The sequence below is a fragment of the Streptomyces sp. NPDC090994 genome (genome assembly GCF_044768905.1).
GTDB lineage: Bacteria > Actinomycetota > Actinomycetes > Streptomycetales > Streptomycetaceae > Streptomyces.
This window is the reverse complement of sequence record NZ_JBIVWS010000022.1, coordinates 84,066-103,596: the sequence shown is the minus strand read 5'-3', so window position 1 is coordinate 103,596 and position 19,531 is coordinate 84,066. Positions and strand designations below refer to the sequence as shown.

The following is a 19,531-nucleotide window of genomic DNA, read 5'->3' as shown; positions in this document are numbered from 1 at the left end:
GGACCTCCAAGTTCAGGTCGGTGCGGTGAGGTCCTGGGATGCTTCAGCCCCGGTACGGAGTGCTTCAGCCCAGGTACTGGCAGGTGGAGCGCGGCACGAACGTGCCGTGGCCGGCGCGGCCCACGTACTTCCGCTGGTCGACGACGACCTCGCCGCGCGACAGGACCGTCTCGACCTGGCCGGTGACCGTCTTCCCCTCGTACGCCGAGTAGTCGACGTTCATGTGGTGGGTGGCCGCCGACAGGGTCTGCGTGGTGTGCGGGTCGTAGATGACGACGTCGGCGTCCGCGCCGGGCGCGATCGTGCCCTTCTGCGGGTAGAGGCCGAACATCCGGGCCGGGGTGGCGCAGGCGATCTCGATCCAGCGGCGCCGCGAGATGTGCCCGTCGACGACCGCCTGGTGGAGCAGGTCCATGCGGTTCTCCACCCCCGGCAGGCCGTTGGGGATCTTCGAGAAGTCCCCGCGGCCCAGCTCCTTCTGCCCGACGAAGCAGAACGGGCAGTGGTCGGTGGAGACCACCTGGAGGTCGTTCGTTCGCAGGCCCCGCCACAGCGCCGCCTGGTGCTCCTTCGGCCGCAGCGGGGTGCTGCACACGTACTTCGCGCCCTCGAAGTCCGGCTCGGCGAGGTTGTCGGTGGACAGGAAGAGGTACTGCGGACAGGTCTCGCCGAAGACCGGCAGCCCCAGGTCGCGCGCCGCCGCCAGCTCGGCCACGGCCTCCTGCGCCGACACATGGACGACGTAGAGCGGCGAGCCCGCCACCCGCGCGAGCTGGACCGCCCGGTGCGTCGCCTCCGCCTCCAACAGCGCCTTGCGGACCTCCCCGTGATAGCGCGGAACGGTCTCACCGCGGGCCAGGGCCTGCTCCACCAGCACGTCGATCGCGATGCCGTTCTCGGCGTGCATCATGATCAGCCCGCCGGTCTCGCCGGCCACCTGCATCGCCCGCAGAATCTGCCCGTCGTCCGAAAAGAAGACCCCCGGATAGGCCATAAACAATTTGAACGAGGAAATCCCATGCTCGATGAGCTTCGGCATCTCCTTGAGCGTCGACTCGTTCACGTCCGACATGATCATGTGGAACGCGTAGTCGATCGCACATTTCCCGTCCGCCTTCTCAAGCCACGCGTTCAGGCCGGCCTGGAGTGAATGGCCCTTCGACTGGACCGCGAAGTCGACGATCGTCGTGGTCCCGCCCCACGCCGCCGCCCGCGTCCCCGTCTCGAAGGTGTCCGACGCGAACGTGCCACCGAACGGCAGCTCCATGTGCGTGTGCGCGTCGACCCCGCCCGGGATCACGTACTTCTGCGAAGCGTCGATCACCCGGTCCGCAGTCCACTCCTGCGTCCCCGGCGCCGCCAACGCCACCACCCGGCCATGCTCGATCAGCACATCCGCGTGCACCTCGTCCGCGGCCGTGATCACGAGACCGCCGGTAATCAGAGTCCGACTCATGCCCCAGAAGTCCCTTCACGCCGCCTGTCGACCACGCCACCACCCGTCGCACGATCTACTCCGCTAGAAAACCCCTGGTCACGCGACCGAACGAAACTCTTGAACGAGCTCACGCCTTCGTCGACGAGGAGGTCCATCTCCTTGAGGGAGTTCTCGTCGACGTCGGAGAGGATCATGTGGAAGGAGTAGTCGACGGCGCACTGCCCGTCGGCCTTGGCGTGCCAGGTGTCCAGGCCGTCGCGCAGGGTGCGGCCGACGGTCTGGACGGCGAAGTCGACGATGGTGGTCGTGCCGCCCCAGGCGGCGGCGCGGGTGCCGGTCTCGAAGGTGTCGGAGGCGGAGGTGCCGCCGAACGGCAGCTCCATGTGGGTGTGGGCGTCCACCCCGCCCGGGATGACGTACTTGCCGGTGGCGTCCAGGGTGTGCGCGGCGGTGAGGGACTCGGCGGCCGGGGTGCCGGAGGCGGCGAGGGCGGCGACCCGGCCGTCCTCGATCAGGACGTCGGCGTGGAGTTCGTCGGCGGCGGTGACGACGAGGCCGCCGCGGATGACGGTACGGCTGCTGCTCATGCGGTTCCCCTCTGTCAGGGCAGGGCGCTTACAGGCCGCGCAGGGCACGCTCCAGGATCGCGGCGCCCTCCTCGGCCTCCGCGACGGTCAGGGTGAGCGGCGGGGCGACGCGCAGGGCGCTGGTGTCGTGGCCGCCGCCCTTGCCGATGAGCAGTCCGCCGGCGCGGGCCTCCTCCAGTACGGCGGAGGCGGCCCGCGGGTCGGCCTCGTCGGTGCCGGGCCGGGTCAGCTCGATGCCGATCATCAGGCCGCGTCCGCGCACCTCCCGTACGTGCGGCACACCGGCGGCGACGGCCCGCAGCCGCTCGATGAGCAGTCCGCCGACCCGGCGGGCGTTGCCCTGGAGGTCGTGTTCGAGGAGGTAGGTGAGGTTGGCCAGACCGGCCGCCATGGTGACCTGGGTGCCGCCGAAGGTGGAGATGCTGTTGGCGTCCAGGCAGTTCATGATCTCGGCGCGGGCGATGACGCCGCCGATGGACATGCCGTTGCCGAGGCCCTTGGCGAAGGTGACGATGTCGGGCGGACCGCTGCGGCCGTGTGCCTGCCAGCCCCAGAAGTGGTCGCCGGTGCGGCCCCAGCCGGTCTGCACCTCGTCGGCGATCCACAGCACGCCGCGCTCGTGCAGTACGTCGCGGAAGGCGGCGTACAGCCCGTCCGGCGGGGAGGTGAACCCGCCGACGCCCTGGACGGGTTCGGCGATCAGCGCGGCGGGCGCCCGGGTGTGGCCGAGCAGGTCGGTGAGGTCGTCGACGCAGGCGGCGATGAACTCGCGGTCGGTGAGGTGCGCGTAGGGGCCCCGGGTGCGGACGCCGCCGTGCACGTACAGGGTCTGGAGCGGGGAGAGGGAGGTCGGGGACCAGCCGCGGTTGCCGGTGACGCCGACGGCGCTGAAGGAACGGCCGTGGTAGCTGTTGCGCATCGCCAGCACCGTGTTGCTGCGCCGGTACGTCGTCGCCAGCAGCAGCGCGGTGTCGTTGGCCTCGGTGCCGGAGGTGGTGAAGAAGACGCGGGCGTCGGGGATGCCGCTCACCTGGGCGACGCGCTCGGCGAGTTCGACCATCGGCCGGTTGAGGTAGAGGGTCGAGGAGTGCAGGAGCCGGCCGGCCTGCTCGCCGACCGCCTTGGACACCTCGGGCAGGGCGTGGGCGGTCATGGTGGTGAGGATGCCGCCGAAGAAGTCGAGGTACCGGTTGCCGGCGGCGTCCCACACGTACCGGCCCTCGCCGTGGGTGATCTCGATGGGGTCCTCGTAGTAGAGGGCGAGCCAGTCGGGCAGCACGGCGCGGTGGCGGCCCAGCAGGTCGTGGGTCACGGCCGCACCAGCCCCTCGTAGGCGTCGGGGCGGCGGTCGCGGTAGAACGCCCACTGCTGCCGGACCTCCTCGACCAGGCCGAAGTCGAGGTCGCGTACGACGAGTTCCTCCTTGCTGTCGCTGGCGGTGTCGCCGACGAACCGGCCGCGCGGGTCGACGAAGTAGGAGGTGCCGTAGAAGTCGTTGTCGCCGTACTCCTCCTGGCCGACGCGGTTGATCGCGGCGACGAAGTACTCGTTGGCGACGGCCGCGGCCGGCTGCTCGAGGCGCCACAGGTGGGCGGAGAGGCCGCGGTGGGTGGCAGACGGGTTGTAGACCAACTGGGCTCCGTTGAGCCCCAGTTGCCGCCAGCCCTCCGGGAAGTGGCGGTCGTAGCAGATGTAGACGCCGACCTTGCCGACGGCGGTGTCGAAGACCGGCCAGCCGAGGTTGCCCGGGCGGAAGTAGTACTTCTCCCAGAAGCCCTTCACCTGCGGGATGTGGTGTTTGCGGTAGGTGCCGAGGACGGTGCCGTCGGCGTCGATCACGGCGGCGGTGTTGTAGTAGAAGCCGGACTGCTCGACCTCGAAGACGGGGGCGACGATCACCATGCCGGTCTCGCGGGCGAGGGCTTGCATACGGCGGACGGTGGGGCCGTCGGGGACGGGTTCGGCCCAGCGGTAGTGCTCGGGGTCCTGGACCTGGCAGAAGTAGGGGCTGTTGAAGACTTCCTGGAAGCCGATGATCCGCGCGCCCTGACGCGCGGCCTCGCGCGCGTGCTCCTCGTGTTTCGCGATCATGGACTCGGTGTCTCCGGTCCAGGTGGCCTGGACCAGAGCGGCACGTACGACGTTGGCCATGAACTGCTCCTTCGACGCGACGCCAGAGCCTCTACGCCCGTAGAACAGGCCGTAGAGGGATGAACGTAAGCCTCTCGGGCGAGCTTGCCAAGACCATCGTCGTCAAGGCGTGGTGTCGATCAGGTTTCACACTCCGGTGGGCGAGCGCCCCCGGCCGCCGGACCGGACCCCGCGCACGCCCCGCGCGGACCCGAGTGTCCGCGCACGCCCGCGCGCAGCCGCACCGGCACGCCGCCCCCGCCGCGTCAGGCCGCGGCCACGGGAAGCGCTCCGCCCCCGTCGTCCGGCCCTGCCTCCGCCGCCGCGAGCGCGCACCACTCCGCCAGGGCGTCCAGCGACAGGCCGAGGGCCCGGGCGAGCGCGACGATCGTGAAGAAGGCCGGCGTCGGCGCCCGGCCGGTCTCGATCTTGCGCAGCGTCTCGGCGGAGACCCCGGCGACGGCCGCGACCTCGGGCATGCTGCGGTCGCCGCGCGCCTCACGCAGCAGCCGCCCCAGCCGCTCGCCGCGTGCGCGCTCTTCGGGGGTGAGAGGGGTGCGTACCATGCCGTCATTCTAATACCGCTCCGTCCGGCTGGAGGAGACGGCGGTACGAGGCCCCGGTTCCGCCGCACCCCTGGCACCCGGCCCCGCCGGACCCCGTACTCCTCGCCGCCCACCAAAGATGCCGCCGCCGGCCGGCCGTGCCAGGGTGGTCGCAGAGCACGCCCCCGGTGTGTGACCGGCGCCCGTCCGGGTTACCCGGCCCCGGCACGTCGACCAGCGAAGGCGTCCCGGACCGGCGCGGGGACGCCGGATGGGAAGGCCATGACCAGCGGTTTCAGCGGACCCGAAGGATACGACCCCTTCGCGGAGTTCTTCGCCCGCTTCTTCGGCGGACCGCGCCAGGGGCCCCGCCAGATCGACATCGGGCGGCTGCTCAGCCAGCCCGCCCGCGAGCTGGTGCGGGGCGCCGCCCAGTACGCCGCCGAGCACGGCAGCCGGGACCTGGACACCGAGCACCTGCTGCGCTCCGCGCTGACCACCGAGCCGACCCGCAGCCTGCTCAACCGGGCCGGCGCCGACCCCGACTCCATGGCGTCGCAGATCGACGAGCGGTCCGGGCCGGTGCAGCACGGCCCCGGCGAGGCCCCGCCGCCCACCTCGCTCTCGCTGACCCCGGCGGTCAAGCGGGCCCTGCTGGACGCGCACGAGCTGGCCCGCGCCTCCGGCACCGGCTACATCGGCCCGGAGCACGTGCTCAGCGCCCTGGCCGCCAACCCGGACTCGGCGGCCGGGCACATCCTGAACGCGGCCCGCTTCTCGCCCTCCGGTCTGCCGCCGGAGACCCCGGAGGCCGGTCAGCAGCCCCGTACCGCCGAGAGCCAGCGGACCAGCGGCACCCCCACCCTCGACAAGTACGGCCGTGACCTCACCGAGCTGGCCCAGCAGGGCCGGATCGACCCGGTGATCGGGCGGGACGACGAGATCGAGCAGACCGTCGAGGTGCTGTCCCGGCGGGGCAAGAACAACCCGGTGCTGATCGGGGACGCGGGCGTCGGCAAGACCGCCATCGTGGAGGGGCTGGCCCAGCGCATCGCCGACGGGGACGTACCGGACGTGCTCATCGGGCGCCGGGTGGTCGCCCTCGACCTGACCGGCGTGGTGGCCGGCACCCGCTACCGGGGCGACTTCGAGGAGCGGCTGAACAACATCGTCGGCGAGATCCGCGCCAACTCCGACCACCTGATCATCTTCATCGACGAGCTGCACACGGTGGTCGGCGCGGGCGGCGGCGGCGAGGGCGGCTCGATGGACGCGGGCAACATCCTCAAGCCCGCGCTCGCCCGCGGCGAGCTGCACATCGTCGGCGCCACCACGCTGGAGGAGTACCGCCGGATCGAGAAGGACGCGGCCCTCGCCCGCCGCTTCCAGCCCATCCTGGTGCCCGAGCCGTCCGCCGCGGACGCGATCGAGATCCTGCGCGGGCTGCGCGACCGCTACGAGGCCCACCACCAGGTCCGCTACACCGACGAGGCGCTGGTGGCGGCCGTGGAGATGTCCGACCGCTACCTCACCGACCGGCGGCTGCCGGACAAGGCCATCGACCTGATCGACCAGGCCGGCGCCCGGGTACGGCTGCGGGCCCGCACCAAGGGCACGGACGTACGGACCATGGAGCGCGACGTCGAGCAGCTGATCCGGGACAAGGACCAGGCCGTCGCGGACGAACAGTACGAGCAGGCCACGCAGTTGCGGGACCGGATCACGGACCTCAAGCGGCGGATCTCCGAGGCGTCCGGCGACGGCCAGGCCGACGAGGGCCAGAACCTCGTCGTCTGCACCGAGTCCATCGCCGAGGTGGTGTCCCGGCAGACCGGCATCCCGGTCAGCAGCCTCACCCAGGAGGAGAAAGACCGCCTGCTCGGCCTGGAACAGCACCTGCACGAACGGGTCGTCGGCCAGGACGAGGCGGTCCGCGTCGTCTCCGACGCCGTACTGCGCTCCCGCGCGGGCCTCGCCAGCCCGAACCGCCCCATCGGCAGCTTCCTCTTCCTCGGCCCGACCGGCGTCGGCAAGACCGAACTGGCCCGCGCGCTGGCCGAGGCGCTGTTCGGCAGCGAGGACCGGATGGTCCGCCTCGACATGAGCGAGTACCAGGAGCGGCACACCGTCTCCCGCCTGGTCGGCGCCCCGCCCGGGTACGTCGGCCACGAGGAGGCCGGCCAGCTCACCGAGGTCGTCCGCCGCCACCCGTACTCCCTGCTCCTGCTCGACGAGGTGGAGAAGGCGCACCCGGACGTCTTCAACATCCTGCTCCAGGTGCTGGACGACGGCCGGCTCACCGACTCCCAGGGCCGCACGGTCGACTTCAGCAACACGGTGGTGGTGATGACCAGCAACCTGGGGTCGGACGTCATCACCCGGCGCGGCGCCACCCTGGGCTTCGGGGCCGGCGGCTCCGAAGCCGACGAGGAGGCCCGGCGCGAGCAGGTGCTGCGCCCGCTGCGCGAGCACTTCCGGCCGGAGTTCCTCAACCGCATCGACGAGATCGTCGTCTTCCGCCAGCTCACCGGCGAACAGCTGCGGCAGATCACCAGCCTGCTCCTGGACCAGACCCGCCGCATGGTCAGCGCCCAGGGCATCACCGTCGACTTCACCGACGCGGCCGTGGACTGGCTGGCCGAGCGCGGCTACCAGCCCGAGTACGGCGCCCGCCCGCTGCGCCGCACCATCCAGCGGGAGGTGGACAACGAACTGTCGCGGCTGCTGCTGGACGGCCGGGTCGCGGAGGGCGGTCGGGTGACGGTGGACACTGAGGGCGGACGCCTGGCGTTCCGCACACCGACGGACGGTGTCCTGTCTCGGTGAGGTTCAGCTGCTGCCGCTGAACTTGTCCCGGGATCTTGCGGACCACAGCCACACCGCCGGCGCCTCACGGCCCCTCGGCAGATGCTCGTCCTCCGGCCGGGTCAACGTTCCCTCGTGCAGGTGAAGTTCACCTTCACGGTCCAGCCAGGCGGCCCGGTGGGTGAGCCGCGGGTGCACCTGGTCCCATGCCGGTGCGACGGTCTCGCCGTCGCTCGTGGCGGCGGTGCGGGAGGTGGCCGCCGGATCGGGCCAGGTCTCCGGCTGGGCGTAGCGGAACTCCGGACCGTGCTCGGACGGCCGGCCGCCCTCGGGATCGTGGATGCGCGGTGGCTTCGGTAACCGCGTCACGCGGCCGCCATGGATCCGCCCGATCATCCCGATCAGCCCGATCAGCCCGACGGGCAGGTTCCGCAGGACCCGGGCCGGGCGGGTCACGTCGTTTCCGGCGTCCGTCGCGAGGCCGTCTCCACGCGGCCACGGAGGTGGCAGAAGAGAGCTGGTCCGGTGAACCGTCCGAGACGCCGTCCGAGCGTGAGGGTCGACCAGCTGCCCTGCGAAGCCCAACTGCGCGACTCCCAAGAGCGTGTTGGCGGACGCGAAGGCCGGACCGCAAGGGGCCGCTCCTCTCGCCTTGCGAAAGCGAAGCACCTGTGTTGGTCTGGTGTTGAGCCTCCGTCCTGGAACAGGCGACTCGATGTCGCTTCGGACGATGATCAGGGCGTCTGCCAGAGCGAGACCGCTTCACATGCCGCTGCCTGTTGCCCGGACATGCGCTGGGCGCGCGGTCCGCACAGTACTCGCAGAAGGTGAATCACTGCACCTGGCGACCGCATTCGAGGCGCCTGTCCCCGAGCAGTCGAGCAAGTAAACCATTGCCATTCCTCATTGATCCGAGGAGGTTGCCCTCATGACTGAGAGAGCCACACAGTTCCTCATCCGACTCGGAACAGATCCCCGCGCGCTCGCCGCCTTCAAGAGTAATCCGGAGAAGACTCTCGAGGAATCAGATCTGTCACCCGCCGAAAAAACTCTCATACTTTCCGGCGACCCCCTCCTGATCCAGAAGTCCTTGGTGTCCGATCCGGCACTTGAGGCCGCGGTGAGGAATTCAGGAATCGAGATACCGACTGCGGAGACAGTGGTCGTCGTCGTCATCGTTCTTGTCATCGTGTAGGTCACCGCGCAGGTCACGAAGAGAAGATCAGCCTTGCCTTGGAGCGAGAATGACTAGTGCGCCTCAGCCGGATACCGCAGTCGATGCCGAGCGCGGCTGGCTCAACGTGGTCGGCACGGGTTACCGATCAGTCAGCGACATAACACTGGAGGGCCGAGCCAGCATTGAACAGGCCGACCAGGTCTTCTATCTGGTCACCGACCCCGTAACGGCCGGCTGGATCGTTGAGCAGAACCCCCGTGCCGAGAACCTGCAACCCCTCTACAGGGACAAAAAGCCCCGGGTCGAGAGCTACTCTGAAATGACGGAGCGCATTCTCCGCCCAGTACGGGCCGGCAGATTCGTGACCGCAGCCTTCTACGGCCATCCAGGGGTCTTCGTCGCCCCTTCGCATGCGGCAATCAAGCAAGCGAAGAAGGAGGGCTTCTCAGCACACATGCTTCCGGCTGTGTCCGCGGAAGACTGGCTCTTCGCAGATCTAGGGCTCGACCCCGCCAGCAGCGGCTGCCAGAGCTTTGAGGCGACCGACTTCCTCGTGAACCAACGGCAGCACGACCCTACAAGCCTGCTGATTCTCTGGCAGATAGGCGTTATAGGCGCCCTCGATTTCAGATGGCGGTACGACTATCGCGCCAACCTCGCTGTTCTGACGGAAACGTTGCTCAAGGAATATCCAGAGGAGCATCAGGTCGCCGTCTACCAGATAATGCCATACGCGATTTGCACGCCATGGATCAGGTGGGTGGAACTTCGCACACTGGCGGAGGCAGAGGTGACCCCGTCCTGCACATTGGTGGTTCCGCCACGCGGCAGGAGAGTCAGCGATCCCGAGATGCTCGAACGACTCGGCATGCCGCTGTACTCCGATTCCTACCGCACGGTCGCCCGTGAAGGGGTAGCCGCCGGAACGGAGATCCCCCTCTCCGACGGCGACAGCTGATACGCCACCCGGAGCAAAGAGCAAACGGCCCCTAACTCAGCAGGAGGGCGTCATGCCAAGCCCTAGTGAGCCGCCCCCTGACGACTTCGCGCAGTCAGGCGAACACGTCGAAACAGAACAGCCGGAAGGATTGCCCGAAGGCGCCGGGCTCGACCCTGAAGAGTTCCCGACGGAGTTGATCGAAGCGCGAGTCGCGATCGAGGGAACACTCAGTGGTCAGGGTGAGCAGCGCAGCGGAGTCCGGTCCGCGGACGATCTCACCGAGCTGACCAATATACAAGGCGTTGGCATCGGCAGAGCCACACCAGCGGAGTACGGTCCCCGCCGCAGCATCGTGGAGCCAGGACAGCATACTTTGAACGTCTACCTGGCCCAACCGAGGATGGCGGACGATGTCGAATCGGTACTGGTGGAGCAGATGGGTGTCCGCGTCGCCGCATCACCAAGAGTGCCTGTGATTCCGGTCGTCACCGGGGCCATCGAGGTACATGCGTATACCTTCCAGAGGAGACCCGCACCGGGCGGGATATCGACCATCGGACACCCCAATGCACTCGCTACTGGCACGCTGGGCTGTCTGGCCACCGGCCGATCATTCCCGCGCAACCAGAGAAAACTCGTCCTCAGCTGCAACCACATTCTCGCGAACAGCAACAGTGGGCAGCTCGGTGATTGCGTTGTCCAACCTGCCGTCGGTGACGGAGGAGTCTGCCCGCAAGATCTGATCGCAGTCCTGGAGCGTTTCACGAAGGTGCAATTCGGAGGTCCCATAAACAGCGTCGACTGCGCGACGGCATGGGCGGATGAAGCGAAAGTCAGCCCTCATATCCTCATCACCGGAGTGCTGGGCCCGGTCGAGGTACCCATCAGTTCCACGACAGCGGCGGCTTCGGTGGGTTCACTGGTGTTCAAGAGTGGTCGGACGACAGAGGTGAGATCAGGGACTGTCCGAGAAGTGGGCGCTTCCCACTGGGTCGGTTACCCAGGGGGACAAGCAGCATATTTCTCCGGTTCTCTCGCGATAGAGGGGAACCTCGGGTCCTTCAGCGAGCCCGGAGATTCCGGTTCCATCGTCTGGACTTTCGATCTCGCCCGCAATCCTGTCGGCATGATCTTTGCAGGTACCAGCAACGCAAGCAGGTCCTTCGCGAACCCGATCGACATCGTCACCCAGTCTCTCGACATTTTCATCACTGACACGATCTGACCGCTGTTCGCCGGGGCCCTTGCCGGCTCGAGCCACGGTGAGGCCGCAGCGTTCGGACCACGGTGTGGTGGCTCATGGCGGCGCAGTACGCCACCGCCATGAGCCACATGGTTTTTCAAGGATGCGGACCAACGGCAGGCACCGTCGCGGCGCTAACGCTCCGGGCGCACCACCATCGCCGATCCGCCCCCGCGCCGCACCGTCTCCGCCGCGGCCAGCCACTTCCCGCCCGGCAGCCGCTGCACACCCGTCGCCGCCCCGATCTCGGGATTGGCCTTGAAGGAGTGCCCGAGCGCCTCCAGTTCGCCCCGCAGATCACTGTCGTACAGGCCGGGCTCCAGCTCCGTCTGCGCGGCGTTGCGCTGGCTGGCGCGCGGCGCGGCGATCGCGTCGACCAGCGGCAGTCCCCGGTCCAGGAACCCGGTCAGCGTCTGAAGGACGGTGGTGATGATGGTCGCGCCGCCGGGCGAGCCGACCGCGACGACCGGCTTGTCGTGCCGGTCCAGGACGATCGTCGGGGCGATCGAGGACCGGGGCCGCTTGCCGGGACCCGGCAGGTTCGGGTCGTGGACCGCCGGGTTGGCGGGGGCGAAGGAGAAGTCGGTCAGCTCGTTGTTGAGCAGGAAGCCCCGGCCGGGCACGGTGATGCCGCTGCCGCCGGTCTGCTCGATGGTGAGGGTGTAGGCGACGACGTTGCCCCACTTGTCGGCGGTCGTCAGGTGGGTGGTGTTCTCACCCTCGTACGTCGTCGGCGCCGCCGTGCCGCCGGCCGCGCAGGAGGACGGGTCGCCCGGGTCGCCGGGCGCGAGGGGGCTGGTGAGCGCGGCGTCGTCGCGGATCAGGCACTCCCGGGAGTCGGCGTACCGCTGCGACAGCAGCTCCTTCGTCGGTACGTCCTCGAAGGCGGGGTCGCCGACCCAGCGCCCCCGGTCGGCGAAGGCGATCCGGCTGGCCTCGATGAAGCGGTGCAGGTACTGGGTCTTGCTCGCCTGGGACAGGTCGGTGCGCTCCAGGATGTTGAGGGCCTCGCCGACCGTGGTGCCGCCGGAGGAGGACGGGGCGATGGAGTAGACGTCGAGTCCCCGGTAGGAGGTCTTCGTCGGCGGCTGGAGCTTGGCGCGGTAGGCCGCGAGGTCCTTGGCCGACAGGTCGCCGGGGCGGGCGTTCCAGCCCGAGTCGGGGTCCACCGGCGGCTTGTTGACGGTGGCGAGGACGTCCTCGCCGAGGTCGCCGTGGTAGAGCGCGCCGACGCCCTTGCGGCCCAGCTCCTTGTAGGTACGGGCCAGGTCGGGGTTCTTGAAGGTGGAGCCGACGACCGGGAGTTCGCCGCCCGGCAGGAACAGTTCGGCGGTGTCGGGGAAGTAGCGGAACCGGGTCTCGTTGGCCGCGGTCTGGGAGCGGAACGTCTCGTCGACGGTGAAGCCGTCGCGCGCCAGCCGCTCCGCGGGGGCCAGCAGCGTGCCGAGCCCCCGGCTGCCCCACTTGTCGAGGGCCGTCTGCCAGGTGGCGGGCGTCCCCGGGGTGCCGACGGCCAGCCCGCTGCTGACGGCGTCGGCGAACGGGATCGGCTCGCCGTCCTCCGTGAACAGCCCTTCGTCGGCGGTGAGCGGCGCGGTCTCGCGGCCGTCGATCGTCCGTACGGTACGGGACTTGGCGTCGTAGTAGACGAAGTAGCCGCCCCCTCCGATGCCGGCCGAGTACGGCTCGGTGACGCCGAGCGCGGCGGCGGTGGCGACGGCCGCGTCGACCGCGTTGCCGCCCTTCCTCAGCACCTCGATGCCCGCGGCGCTGGCATCCGCGTCCACGCTCGCGACGGCGCCGCCGTAGCCGGTGGCGACCGGGGTCTTCACCGGCTCACCGTCTCCGCTCCCGGCGGCGGGTGGCGCCGCCGCCCCCACCGACACGACGGCGGCCGAGACCGCCAGGACCGCCAGTTTCCGTGCGACCGGTTGACGCATCCGCACCTCAACACCTCCAGAGACAGCCGTCCGTTGCTGCCGTTCGTTGTTGCCGTTCGTTGCTACCGTTCGTTACTGCCGACTGATCGCCATGCCCCCGTCAGGGGCCAGTCGAACACCTCTCCACCTCCGACCGCTAGCATGCGCGCTCATGAATGACGACGTCCGCAACATCGTCCTGGGCGTGATCGCGGCGGGCATCAGCGCCACGCTGGGCTGGGCCGCCCGCACCTACCTGTGGCGGCGCGGCCTCCGCCGCAAGCAGGCGTTCTTCGGGCTGCCGGAGAACTCCGAGTCCCTGCTCGTCGTCAACCGAGACCCGGCGACCGCGGAGCCGGCCGTCCACCGCGTCGACGTGTTCGCGCTGCTGGAGCTGTCCGCGCTGATCAAGGACTGTGGCGCCCATGTCCAGGTGGTCACCCAGGACGTGGTCCACCAGGGGTTCGGTGAGCGCACCGAGTTCTGCGTCGGCGGCCCGGCCTCGAGTCGGCGGATGACGGCCCACATGGCGGCGATGCTGCCGGGGGTGCGGGTCAACGTGGACCCGGAGCCGGGTCCGGACCGCGGTGCCTTCCAGATCGGCGGCGAGCGCTACCGCATGGACCCGGGCATCACCGAGTACGTACTGCTGGCCCGGCTCACCGCCGGCGACCGGCGGGAGACGCGTCCGGCGTTCCTCTTCTGCGGCCAGCGGGCGATCGCCAACCAGGCCGCCACCCGTTATCTCGCCCGCAACCACGAGCGGCTGGCCCGCAGACACGGCAACGGCACGTTCGTCCTGCTGCTCAAGGTGGTCAACTCGCACGCGTACGGGCCGGACGTGGTCGAGCTGGTGGGGGATGTGACGCGGGCCGCGACGAGCCCGCCGCCGGCCCCGGCGCCGGCGCCGCGCACCTCCCACCGGGCCTCCTGAATCCCGCCCCGCACGCCTCGGGGCCCGGCGCCGGACGGGGTGTCCGGTGCCGGGCCCCGAGCGATCCGTGCGGGCCGCTCCGCCGCCCGGCCGGCGCGCAGCTGACCTTCCCCTCGCGTCCGGCACGAGGAGTGATCTGCGGCTGGCACCGGACGGGTCCGGCGTCCGGAGGGGTGCCCGCGGCCGGGTCAGGCCTGTTGCCCGATGTGCCGGAGGGCGGGGCTCGCGCGCCCTCCGCTGCCCGAGGCCCTCTCCCCCGGGCCTGTCCTGACGTCACTCGACTCGATCACTGGATCGACGACCATTCCAGCCCTTTTCCTCAGCTGTGTCCTGGCTGCTGCCGCAACGTATCCGGCCGGGGAGGCGCCCCGCACCCGACACGCACTTTTCGAGCATTAGCCGTATTTAAGGTCATTGTTGTGGCGGGCTCGATGCCATGGTCGTGGCGGGCTCAAGGCCGTTGTCCGGGCGGGGTGTTCACTCCTCGGCGACCTCGGCGTACGACTGCGACAGCTCGGGCGCGCCGCTGGCGGCCCACTCCTGGCCGGAGGCCACCACGTCGAACTCCCGGCCGGAGACGAGCCGCACGACGGGCTGGCCGTCCGCCCGGAACCCCCAGGCGGCGCCCGGCACGGTGCGCACGATGACGGTGCCCAGGTACAGCCCGGCGTCGTTGCCCAGCCAGGGCAGGATCTCCTCGTCGTCCCGCCAGCGCGGCACGAGCTGGTCGAGCCGCTCCAGCGAGGCCGGGGAGTCGTCCAGTCCGACGCCCTCCCGGGACGCCTGGGACCGCAGCAGTTCGCACTCGGCGAGCAGGCCGGCGATGCCCTCCGGGTCACGAGTCCCCGGATCCGCGTGCCTCTTGCCCAGGAAGGGGATGTTCATGTCTCCAGCGTGTCATTCGCACCGCCGTACGCACCACAGGCGCGCGGGTACGGCTTACGGGTGACATGACGGGCCCGCGCGGCACGGCACGTTGACGCGCGCCGGGTGTCTTCCTACCTTCGCGTTCCGTCCGTCGAGGGGGAGGAGCCGCCGTGCGCCGAGGGGTCCGCGGTTGCGCGGTCGTGTTCGTCCTGCTGGCGGTCCTGTCGCCGGGCGCCCCGGCGCGCGCCGCCGCGCCGCTGCCGCTGGAGCGGTACTTCGACAACACGGCCGTCAGCGACGACGCCCGCCCCGGCGAGGCGGATTTCGACGGCTCGGGTGCCTCCCTGCCGGCCGGGGACCTGGCCGCCGCGGGCTGGACTCCGGGCCGCGCGCTCACCGTGCTGGGGGCGCCGCTGCGGTGGCCCGCGCGGGCGCCGGGCGAACCGGACAACGTACGGGCGAACGGGCAGGAGGTGCGGGTCACCGGACGCGGCGACGCGCTCGCCTTCCTGGTGGCGGCCACCGGCGGCGGTGAGGCGGGCGGAACGGGCGAGGTGGCGTACGCGGACGGCACCCGCTCGGCGTTCCGCCTCACCTCCCCCGACTGGCGCACCGGCCCGCTCGCCACCAAGGCGGTGGCGCTGCCGCACGTCAGCACACCGTCCGGCCGGATCGCCGAGCGGGCCCGGCTGTACGCGGTGACGGTGCCGTTGGCGGCGGAGCGCGAGGTGGCCTCGGTACGGCTGCCGTACGCGCGGGACCTGCACGTCTTCGCGCTGGCGGTGCGGGACGCCGGACGGGACTGGACGGGGACGTGGGCGGCCTCCACGTCCGGCTACCCGGCGGTGGGTCCGTGGACGGACCGGACGCTGCGGCTGGTGGTGCACACCTCGGTGGGCGGGACGCGGGTGCGGGTGCGGTTCGACAACACCTTCGCGGCGGCGCCGGTACGGATCGGTGCCGCGACGGTGGCGGTGCGGGCGTCCGGCGCGGCGGCGCGGGGGACGCCGGCGCGGCTGTCGTTCGGCGGTGCCGGCGGCGTGGAGATCCCGGCGGGGGCGCAGGCGTACAGCGATCCGCTGGCTTTCGCCGTGCCCGGGGGCGCCGATCTGCTGGTGAGCTTCCACCTGCCGGGCCCGGTGACGGCGGCGCCCGTGCACCGGCTCGCGGTGCAGCGGTCGTACCTGAGCGAGCCGGGCGACCACGCGGCGGAGGAGCCGGGCGGGGCGTACACCTCGACGCTGACGTCCTGGCCGCTGCTGGCCGGGGTGGACGTCGGCGGCGGGCCGGGGTCGGTGGTGCTGCTCGGGGACTCGATCACCGACGGCGACCGGTCGACCGTGGACGCGAACCGGCGGTGGCCCGATGTGCTGGCCGGCCGGCTGCGGGCCCAGGACGCGGTGCCCCGGTACGGGGTGCTCAACCACGGGATCTCCGGCAACCGTGTCGTCACCGACCGCTATCCCGGCGACGGGGTCTCCACCGACCAGGCCGGGGTGAGCGCCCTGCACCGCTTCGAACGCGACGTGGCCGCCCAGCCATCGGTGCGCACGGCGGTGGTGTTCGAGGGCGTCAACGATCTGCTGGCGGGCACGGACGCCGGGACGCTGGCCGCGGGGCTGCGCGAGCTGGCGGACCGGGCGCGCGCCGCCGGTCTGCGGACGCTGGCGGCGACGATCGTGCCGTGCGGCGGCCGGGCGGGGTGCACGGCCGCCGTCGACGCCGAGCGGACCGAGGTCAACGCCTGGATCCGCGGCTCCGGCGCCTTCGACGCCGTGCTCGACTTCGACGCCGTACTGCGCGACCCGGCCGACCCGGCGCGGATGCGGCCCGCCTACGACAGCGGCGACCACCTGCACCCCGGGGACGCGGGCCTGAAGGCGCTGGCCGACTCGGTGGACCTGCGGCTACTGGTTCCGTAGGCCCTAGACGTCGAGGTCGACCACGACCGGGGCGTGGTCGGAGGCGCCCTTGCCCTTGCGCTCCTCGCGGTCCACGTAGGAGTCGGTGACCGCCTTCGCGAACGGCTCGTTGCCGTACACCAGGTCGATGCGCATGCCGCGGTTCTTCGGGAAGCAGAGCTGGCGGTAGTCCCAGTACGTGTACGGGTGGTCGTACTTCAGCGGGCGGGGGACGACGTCCGACAGCCCGGCGCCGCGCAGCGAGGCGAGGGCGGCGCGCTCGGCGGGGGTGACGTGGGTGGCGCCCTCGAAGGCGGCGGGGTCGTGGACGTCGTCGTCGGTCGGCGCCACGTTGTAGTCCCCCATGACCGCGAACGGGCGGCTGCCGGCCGCGTCGCCCTCGACGGCCGCGCGCAGGGCCTCGAACCACTGGAGCTTGTACGCGTAGTGCGGGTGGTCGACCTCGCGGCCGTTGGGCACGTACACCGACCAGACGCGGACCGGGCCGCAGGTCGCGGAGACGGCGCGGGGCTCCTGGACGCCGTCGTAGCCGGGGTCGCCGGGCAGCCCCTTGACCACGTCCGCCAGGCCGACGCGGCTGAGCACCGCCACGCCGTTCCACCGGCCGGTGGCGTGCACGGCGGCCTCGTAGCCCGCCTCCCGCAGGGGCTCGAACGGGAACTGGTCCTCGGCCACCTTGGCCTCCTGGAGGCAGAGCACATCGGTGCCGCTGCTCTCCAGCCAGGCCAGCAGCCTCGGCAGGCGGGCGGTGATCGAGTTGACGTTCCAGGTCGCGATACGCATGCCCCACAACCTACCGGCCGGGTCCGACACTCACAGGACGGTGGCCTCCCCGGCCGCCAGCCGCAGGTGCTCGGCGCCGCCCAGCTCGCCGATCTGACGGTCGTAGACCGGGCGGGCCAGGTCGGTGAGCAGGGCGTCGTGTATGTCGTAGGCGCGCTGCGGGCGGACCTCACGGACGTAGTCGATGACCTCGGAGATCTTGCTCCAGGGAGCCATCACGGGGAGCATCAGCGTCTCTACCGGGTGGTCGGGGACGGTGAGGGCGTCCCCGGGGTGGAAGAGCCGGCCGCCCTCGACGAGGAAACCGATGTTGGTGATGCGCGGGATGTCCGGGTGGATCACCGCGTGCAGCTCGCCGTGGACCTGGACGTCGAAACCGGCTGCGGTGAAGGTGTCGCCGTGGCCCACGGTGTGCACCCGGCCCGGGAACGCCGACGCGATCTTCTCCGCGACCGCCCGCAGGGTGTAGACCTGGGCGGCCGGGTTGATCTCCATCGCGGCGCGCAGCCGCAGCTCGTCGAAGTGGTCGGGGTGCTCGTGCGTGATGAGGACGGCGTCCGCGCCGAGGGCCGCGTCCTCCTCGCTGAACCCTCCGGGGTCGAGGACGAGCGTCTGTCCGTCCTTCTCCAGTCGGACGCAGGAGTGGGACTTCTTGGTCAGCTTCATGGTTCCATCCTGACCCCGGGGCCGGTACGGGTCACTCCGGGGCTCGCTCCTCGGCTCGCCTCCTCGGGTCACTCCGAGGGGGTCGTCTCCTCTCGTACCACCTGCTGGGCGATCCGGAAGGCGCGGTCCGCCGCGGGGATGCCGCAGTAGACGGCCGCCTGGAGCAGCACTTCCTTGATCTCGGCCGGGGTCAGCCCGTTGCGCAGGGCGGCCCGCAGATGCGGGGCGATCTCCTCGGCGTGGCCGCCGGCGACCAGGGCGGTGAGGGTGACGCAGCTGCGGGTACGGCGGTCCAGGCCCGGACGGTTCCAGACCTCGCCCCAGGCGTACCGGGTGAGGAGTTCCTGGAAGTCGCCGGCGAAGTCGTCGGCGTCCGCCAGCACCCGGTCGACATGCGCGTCGCCGAGCACCTCGCGGCGCACCTTCAGCCCCGCCTCGTAGGGATCGGGGCGGCCCTGGGCGGCCTGCGGCTGCGCGACGGCGGGGGCGATCTCGGCCATCGGCACGGACTGCGGCGCCGCGACCGGGACCGGCTTGCCGGGAACGCCGGGGACACCGGGGAGCACGGTCTGGCCCGTGGCGTCGGGGGCGGGCTGCCAGGCGATGGTGAAGTGGCGTACGAGCAGGTCGGTGACGGCGGCGGGCTGCTCCACCGGGACCAGGTGGGAGGCGCCGGGCACCACGGCGAGGCGGGCGTCGGGGATGCCGGCGACCAGGGTGCGTGCCTCGGCGGGGCCGGTGACCTGGTCGTCGGAGCCGACCAGGACGAGGGTGGGCACGCCGACGTGACCCAGTTCGTGCCGGACGTCGAAGGCGGCGAGGGCCTCGCAGGCGGCGATGTAGCAGCCGGGGTCGGTGGTGCGGACCATCTGTACGGCCCACTCGGTGATCGCCGGCTGGGCGGCGGCGAACCCGCCGGTGAACCAACGGTCGGGCGAGGTGCGGGCGATGGGGTCGAGCCCGTTGGTCCGCACGATCACCCCGCGCTGGCGGAACTCGTCGGCGGTCCCGAAGCGCGGCGAGGCGGCGATCAGCGCCAGCGAGGCCAGGCGCTCGGGGTGGCGCAGGGCCAGCTCGATCCCGACCGCGCCCCCGAACGCGCAGCCGGCGTAGCCGAAGCGCTGCACGCCGAGTTCGTCGAGGGTGGCCAGCAGCCGGGTGGTGACGTCGGCGACGGAGCCCCCCGGGTGGGCCGGGGCGCCTCCGTGTCCCGGCAGGTCGTACCGGAAGACCCGCCATTGCTGCGCCAGCTCGGGCACTTGGCGGTCCCACATGTGCCAGGTGGTACCCAGTGAGGGGCCGAGGATCAGAACCGGGAGGTGTTCTGGCCCGTCAAAGCGGTATTGCAGGGTGTTCGGCGGTGTCTCACTCACGGCTCCGACCCTCTCACGTCTCACGGACGCCCCTGTAACGCGGGGGTGCGGGGAACCCGTCCGACCAGGTCGAAGACCTCGCGGGCCGTGTATCGCTCGAGGCACCGGATGATCTCACGTCGGGTCTTGCCCTCCTGGGTGCGGCGTTCGCCTCGCGGTCGCCGCCGTGTTGAGCCGACGTGTGCGCCGCCGTCCCGACGAG

Annotated in this window: 16 protein-coding genes and 1 pseudogene; 6 read left to right on the top strand and 11 right to left on the bottom strand. The window is 71.0% G+C overall.

The window, feature by feature from the left end:
• Positions 1-64: 64 nt before the first annotated feature.
• From hydA to ACIQR3_RS31620, 5 genes and pseudogenes are all read right to left on the bottom strand, one after another.
• Positions 65-1,456, bottom strand: coding sequence for a dihydropyrimidinase (gene hydA, locus ACIQR3_RS31640; protein WP_403544069.1), 1,392 nt, complete (start codon positions 1,454-1,456; stop codon positions 65-67).
• Positions 1,457-1,545: 89 nt separating this feature from the next.
• Positions 1,546-2,025: pseudogene (locus ACIQR3_RS31635) on the bottom strand (amidohydrolase family protein); the annotation flags it as partial.
• A gap of 28 nt (positions 2,026-2,053) precedes the next feature.
• Positions 2,054-3,337, bottom strand: a complete 1,284-nt coding sequence (locus tag ACIQR3_RS31630) for an aspartate aminotransferase family protein (protein WP_403544067.1) — start codon at positions 3,335-3,337, stop codon at positions 2,054-2,056.
• A complete protein-coding gene (locus ACIQR3_RS31625; protein ID WP_403544065.1) occupies positions 3,334-4,176 on the bottom strand; it encodes a nitrilase-related carbon-nitrogen hydrolase in 843 nt (280 codons plus the stop codon). Before ACIQR3_RS31625 ends, ACIQR3_RS31630 begins: the two co-directional genes overlap by 4 nt.
• A 245-nt stretch (positions 4,177-4,421) precedes the next feature.
• The gene (locus ACIQR3_RS31620) at positions 4,422-4,721 is read right to left on the bottom strand and encodes a helix-turn-helix domain-containing protein (protein WP_403544063.1); all 300 of its coding nucleotides are present in this window, start codon (positions 4,719-4,721) and stop codon (positions 4,422-4,424) included.
• A gap of 261 nt (positions 4,722-4,982) precedes the next feature.
• On the opposite strand from ACIQR3_RS31620, the gene ACIQR3_RS31615 reads away from it, so the two are divergent.
• Entirely contained in the window at positions 4,983-7,526 is a 2,544-nt protein-coding gene (locus ACIQR3_RS31615) for an ATP-dependent Clp protease ATP-binding subunit (RefSeq protein WP_403544061.1), read from the top strand.
• A 3-nt stretch (positions 7,527-7,529) separates the two neighbouring features.
• Here the strand turns inward: ACIQR3_RS31615 and ACIQR3_RS31610 are convergent, their stop codons facing one another.
• Positions 7,530-7,961, bottom strand: coding sequence for a hypothetical protein (locus tag ACIQR3_RS31610; protein WP_403544059.1), 432 nt, complete (start codon positions 7,959-7,961; stop codon positions 7,530-7,532).
• A gap of 472 nt (positions 7,962-8,433) precedes the next feature.
• Here ACIQR3_RS31610 and ACIQR3_RS31605 point away from each other — a divergent pair, with 472 nt between their 5' ends.
• Genes ACIQR3_RS31605 through ACIQR3_RS31595 form a run of 3 tightly spaced genes read left to right on the top strand, consistent with a single transcriptional unit; the run spans position 8,434 to position 10,847 of the window.
• The gene (locus ACIQR3_RS31605) at positions 8,434-8,700 is read left to right on the top strand and encodes a hypothetical protein (protein ID WP_403544057.1); all 267 of its coding nucleotides are present in this window, start codon (positions 8,434-8,436) and stop codon (positions 8,698-8,700) included.
• 49 nt (positions 8,701-8,749) lie between these two features.
• Positions 8,750-9,640, top strand: a complete 891-nt coding sequence (locus ACIQR3_RS31600; protein WP_403544056.1) for an SAM-dependent methyltransferase — start codon at positions 8,750-8,752, stop codon at positions 9,638-9,640.
• A 52-nt stretch (positions 9,641-9,692) separates the two neighbouring features.
• Positions 9,693-10,847, top strand: coding sequence for a hypothetical protein (locus tag ACIQR3_RS31595; RefSeq protein WP_403544054.1), 1,155 nt, complete (start codon positions 9,693-9,695; stop codon positions 10,845-10,847).
• Positions 10,848-10,999: 152 nt separating this feature from the next.
• Here the strand turns inward: ACIQR3_RS31595 and ggt are convergent, their stop codons facing one another.
• Positions 11,000-12,805 carry a gamma-glutamyltransferase gene (gene ggt / locus ACIQR3_RS31590; protein ID WP_403544052.1) on the bottom strand — a complete coding sequence of 602 codons (1,806 nt, stop codon included), beginning with the start codon at positions 12,803-12,805 and terminating at the stop codon, positions 11,000-11,002.
• 151 nt (positions 12,806-12,956) lie between these two features.
• Here ggt and ACIQR3_RS31585 point away from each other — a divergent pair, with 151 nt between their 5' ends.
• Entirely contained in the window at positions 12,957-13,718 is a 762-nt protein-coding gene (locus tag ACIQR3_RS31585; protein WP_403544051.1) for a hypothetical protein, read from the top strand.
• A gap of 477 nt (positions 13,719-14,195) precedes the next feature.
• Here ACIQR3_RS31585 and ACIQR3_RS31580 read toward each other — a convergent pair whose 3' ends face one another.
• Positions 14,196-14,603 carry a DUF6278 family protein gene (locus ACIQR3_RS31580; RefSeq protein WP_215173551.1) on the bottom strand — a complete coding sequence of 136 codons (408 nt, stop codon included), beginning with the start codon at positions 14,601-14,603 and terminating at the stop codon, positions 14,196-14,198.
• 152 nt (positions 14,604-14,755) lie between these two features.
• Between ACIQR3_RS31580 and ACIQR3_RS31575 the strand changes: the two genes are divergently transcribed.
• On the top strand, positions 14,756-16,507 hold the full coding sequence (locus ACIQR3_RS31575; protein WP_403544050.1) for a GDSL-type esterase/lipase family protein: 1,752 nt from the start codon (positions 14,756-14,758) through the stop codon (positions 16,505-16,507).
• A gap of 3 nt (positions 16,508-16,510) precedes the next feature.
• Here ACIQR3_RS31575 and ACIQR3_RS31570 read toward each other — a convergent pair whose 3' ends face one another.
• The 3 genes from ACIQR3_RS31570 to pcaC all read right to left on the bottom strand — a co-directional run bounded on the left by ACIQR3_RS31570 (position 16,511) and on the right by pcaC (position 19,329).
• Positions 16,511-17,290, bottom strand: a complete 780-nt coding sequence (locus ACIQR3_RS31570; RefSeq protein WP_403544049.1) for an exodeoxyribonuclease III — start codon at positions 17,288-17,290, stop codon at positions 16,511-16,513.
• Between the two features lie 30 nt (positions 17,291-17,320).
• Positions 17,321-17,956: an MBL fold metallo-hydrolase gene (locus tag ACIQR3_RS31565; protein WP_403544048.1), complete on the bottom strand. Its 636-nt coding sequence runs from the start codon at positions 17,954-17,956 to the stop codon at positions 17,321-17,323.
• Between the two features lie 68 nt (positions 17,957-18,024).
• Positions 18,025-19,329 carry a 4-carboxymuconolactone decarboxylase gene (pcaC, locus tag ACIQR3_RS31560; RefSeq protein WP_403544047.1) on the bottom strand — a complete coding sequence of 435 codons (1,305 nt, stop codon included), beginning with the start codon at positions 19,327-19,329 and terminating at the stop codon, positions 18,025-18,027.
• Positions 19,330-19,531 lie beyond the last annotated feature (202 nt).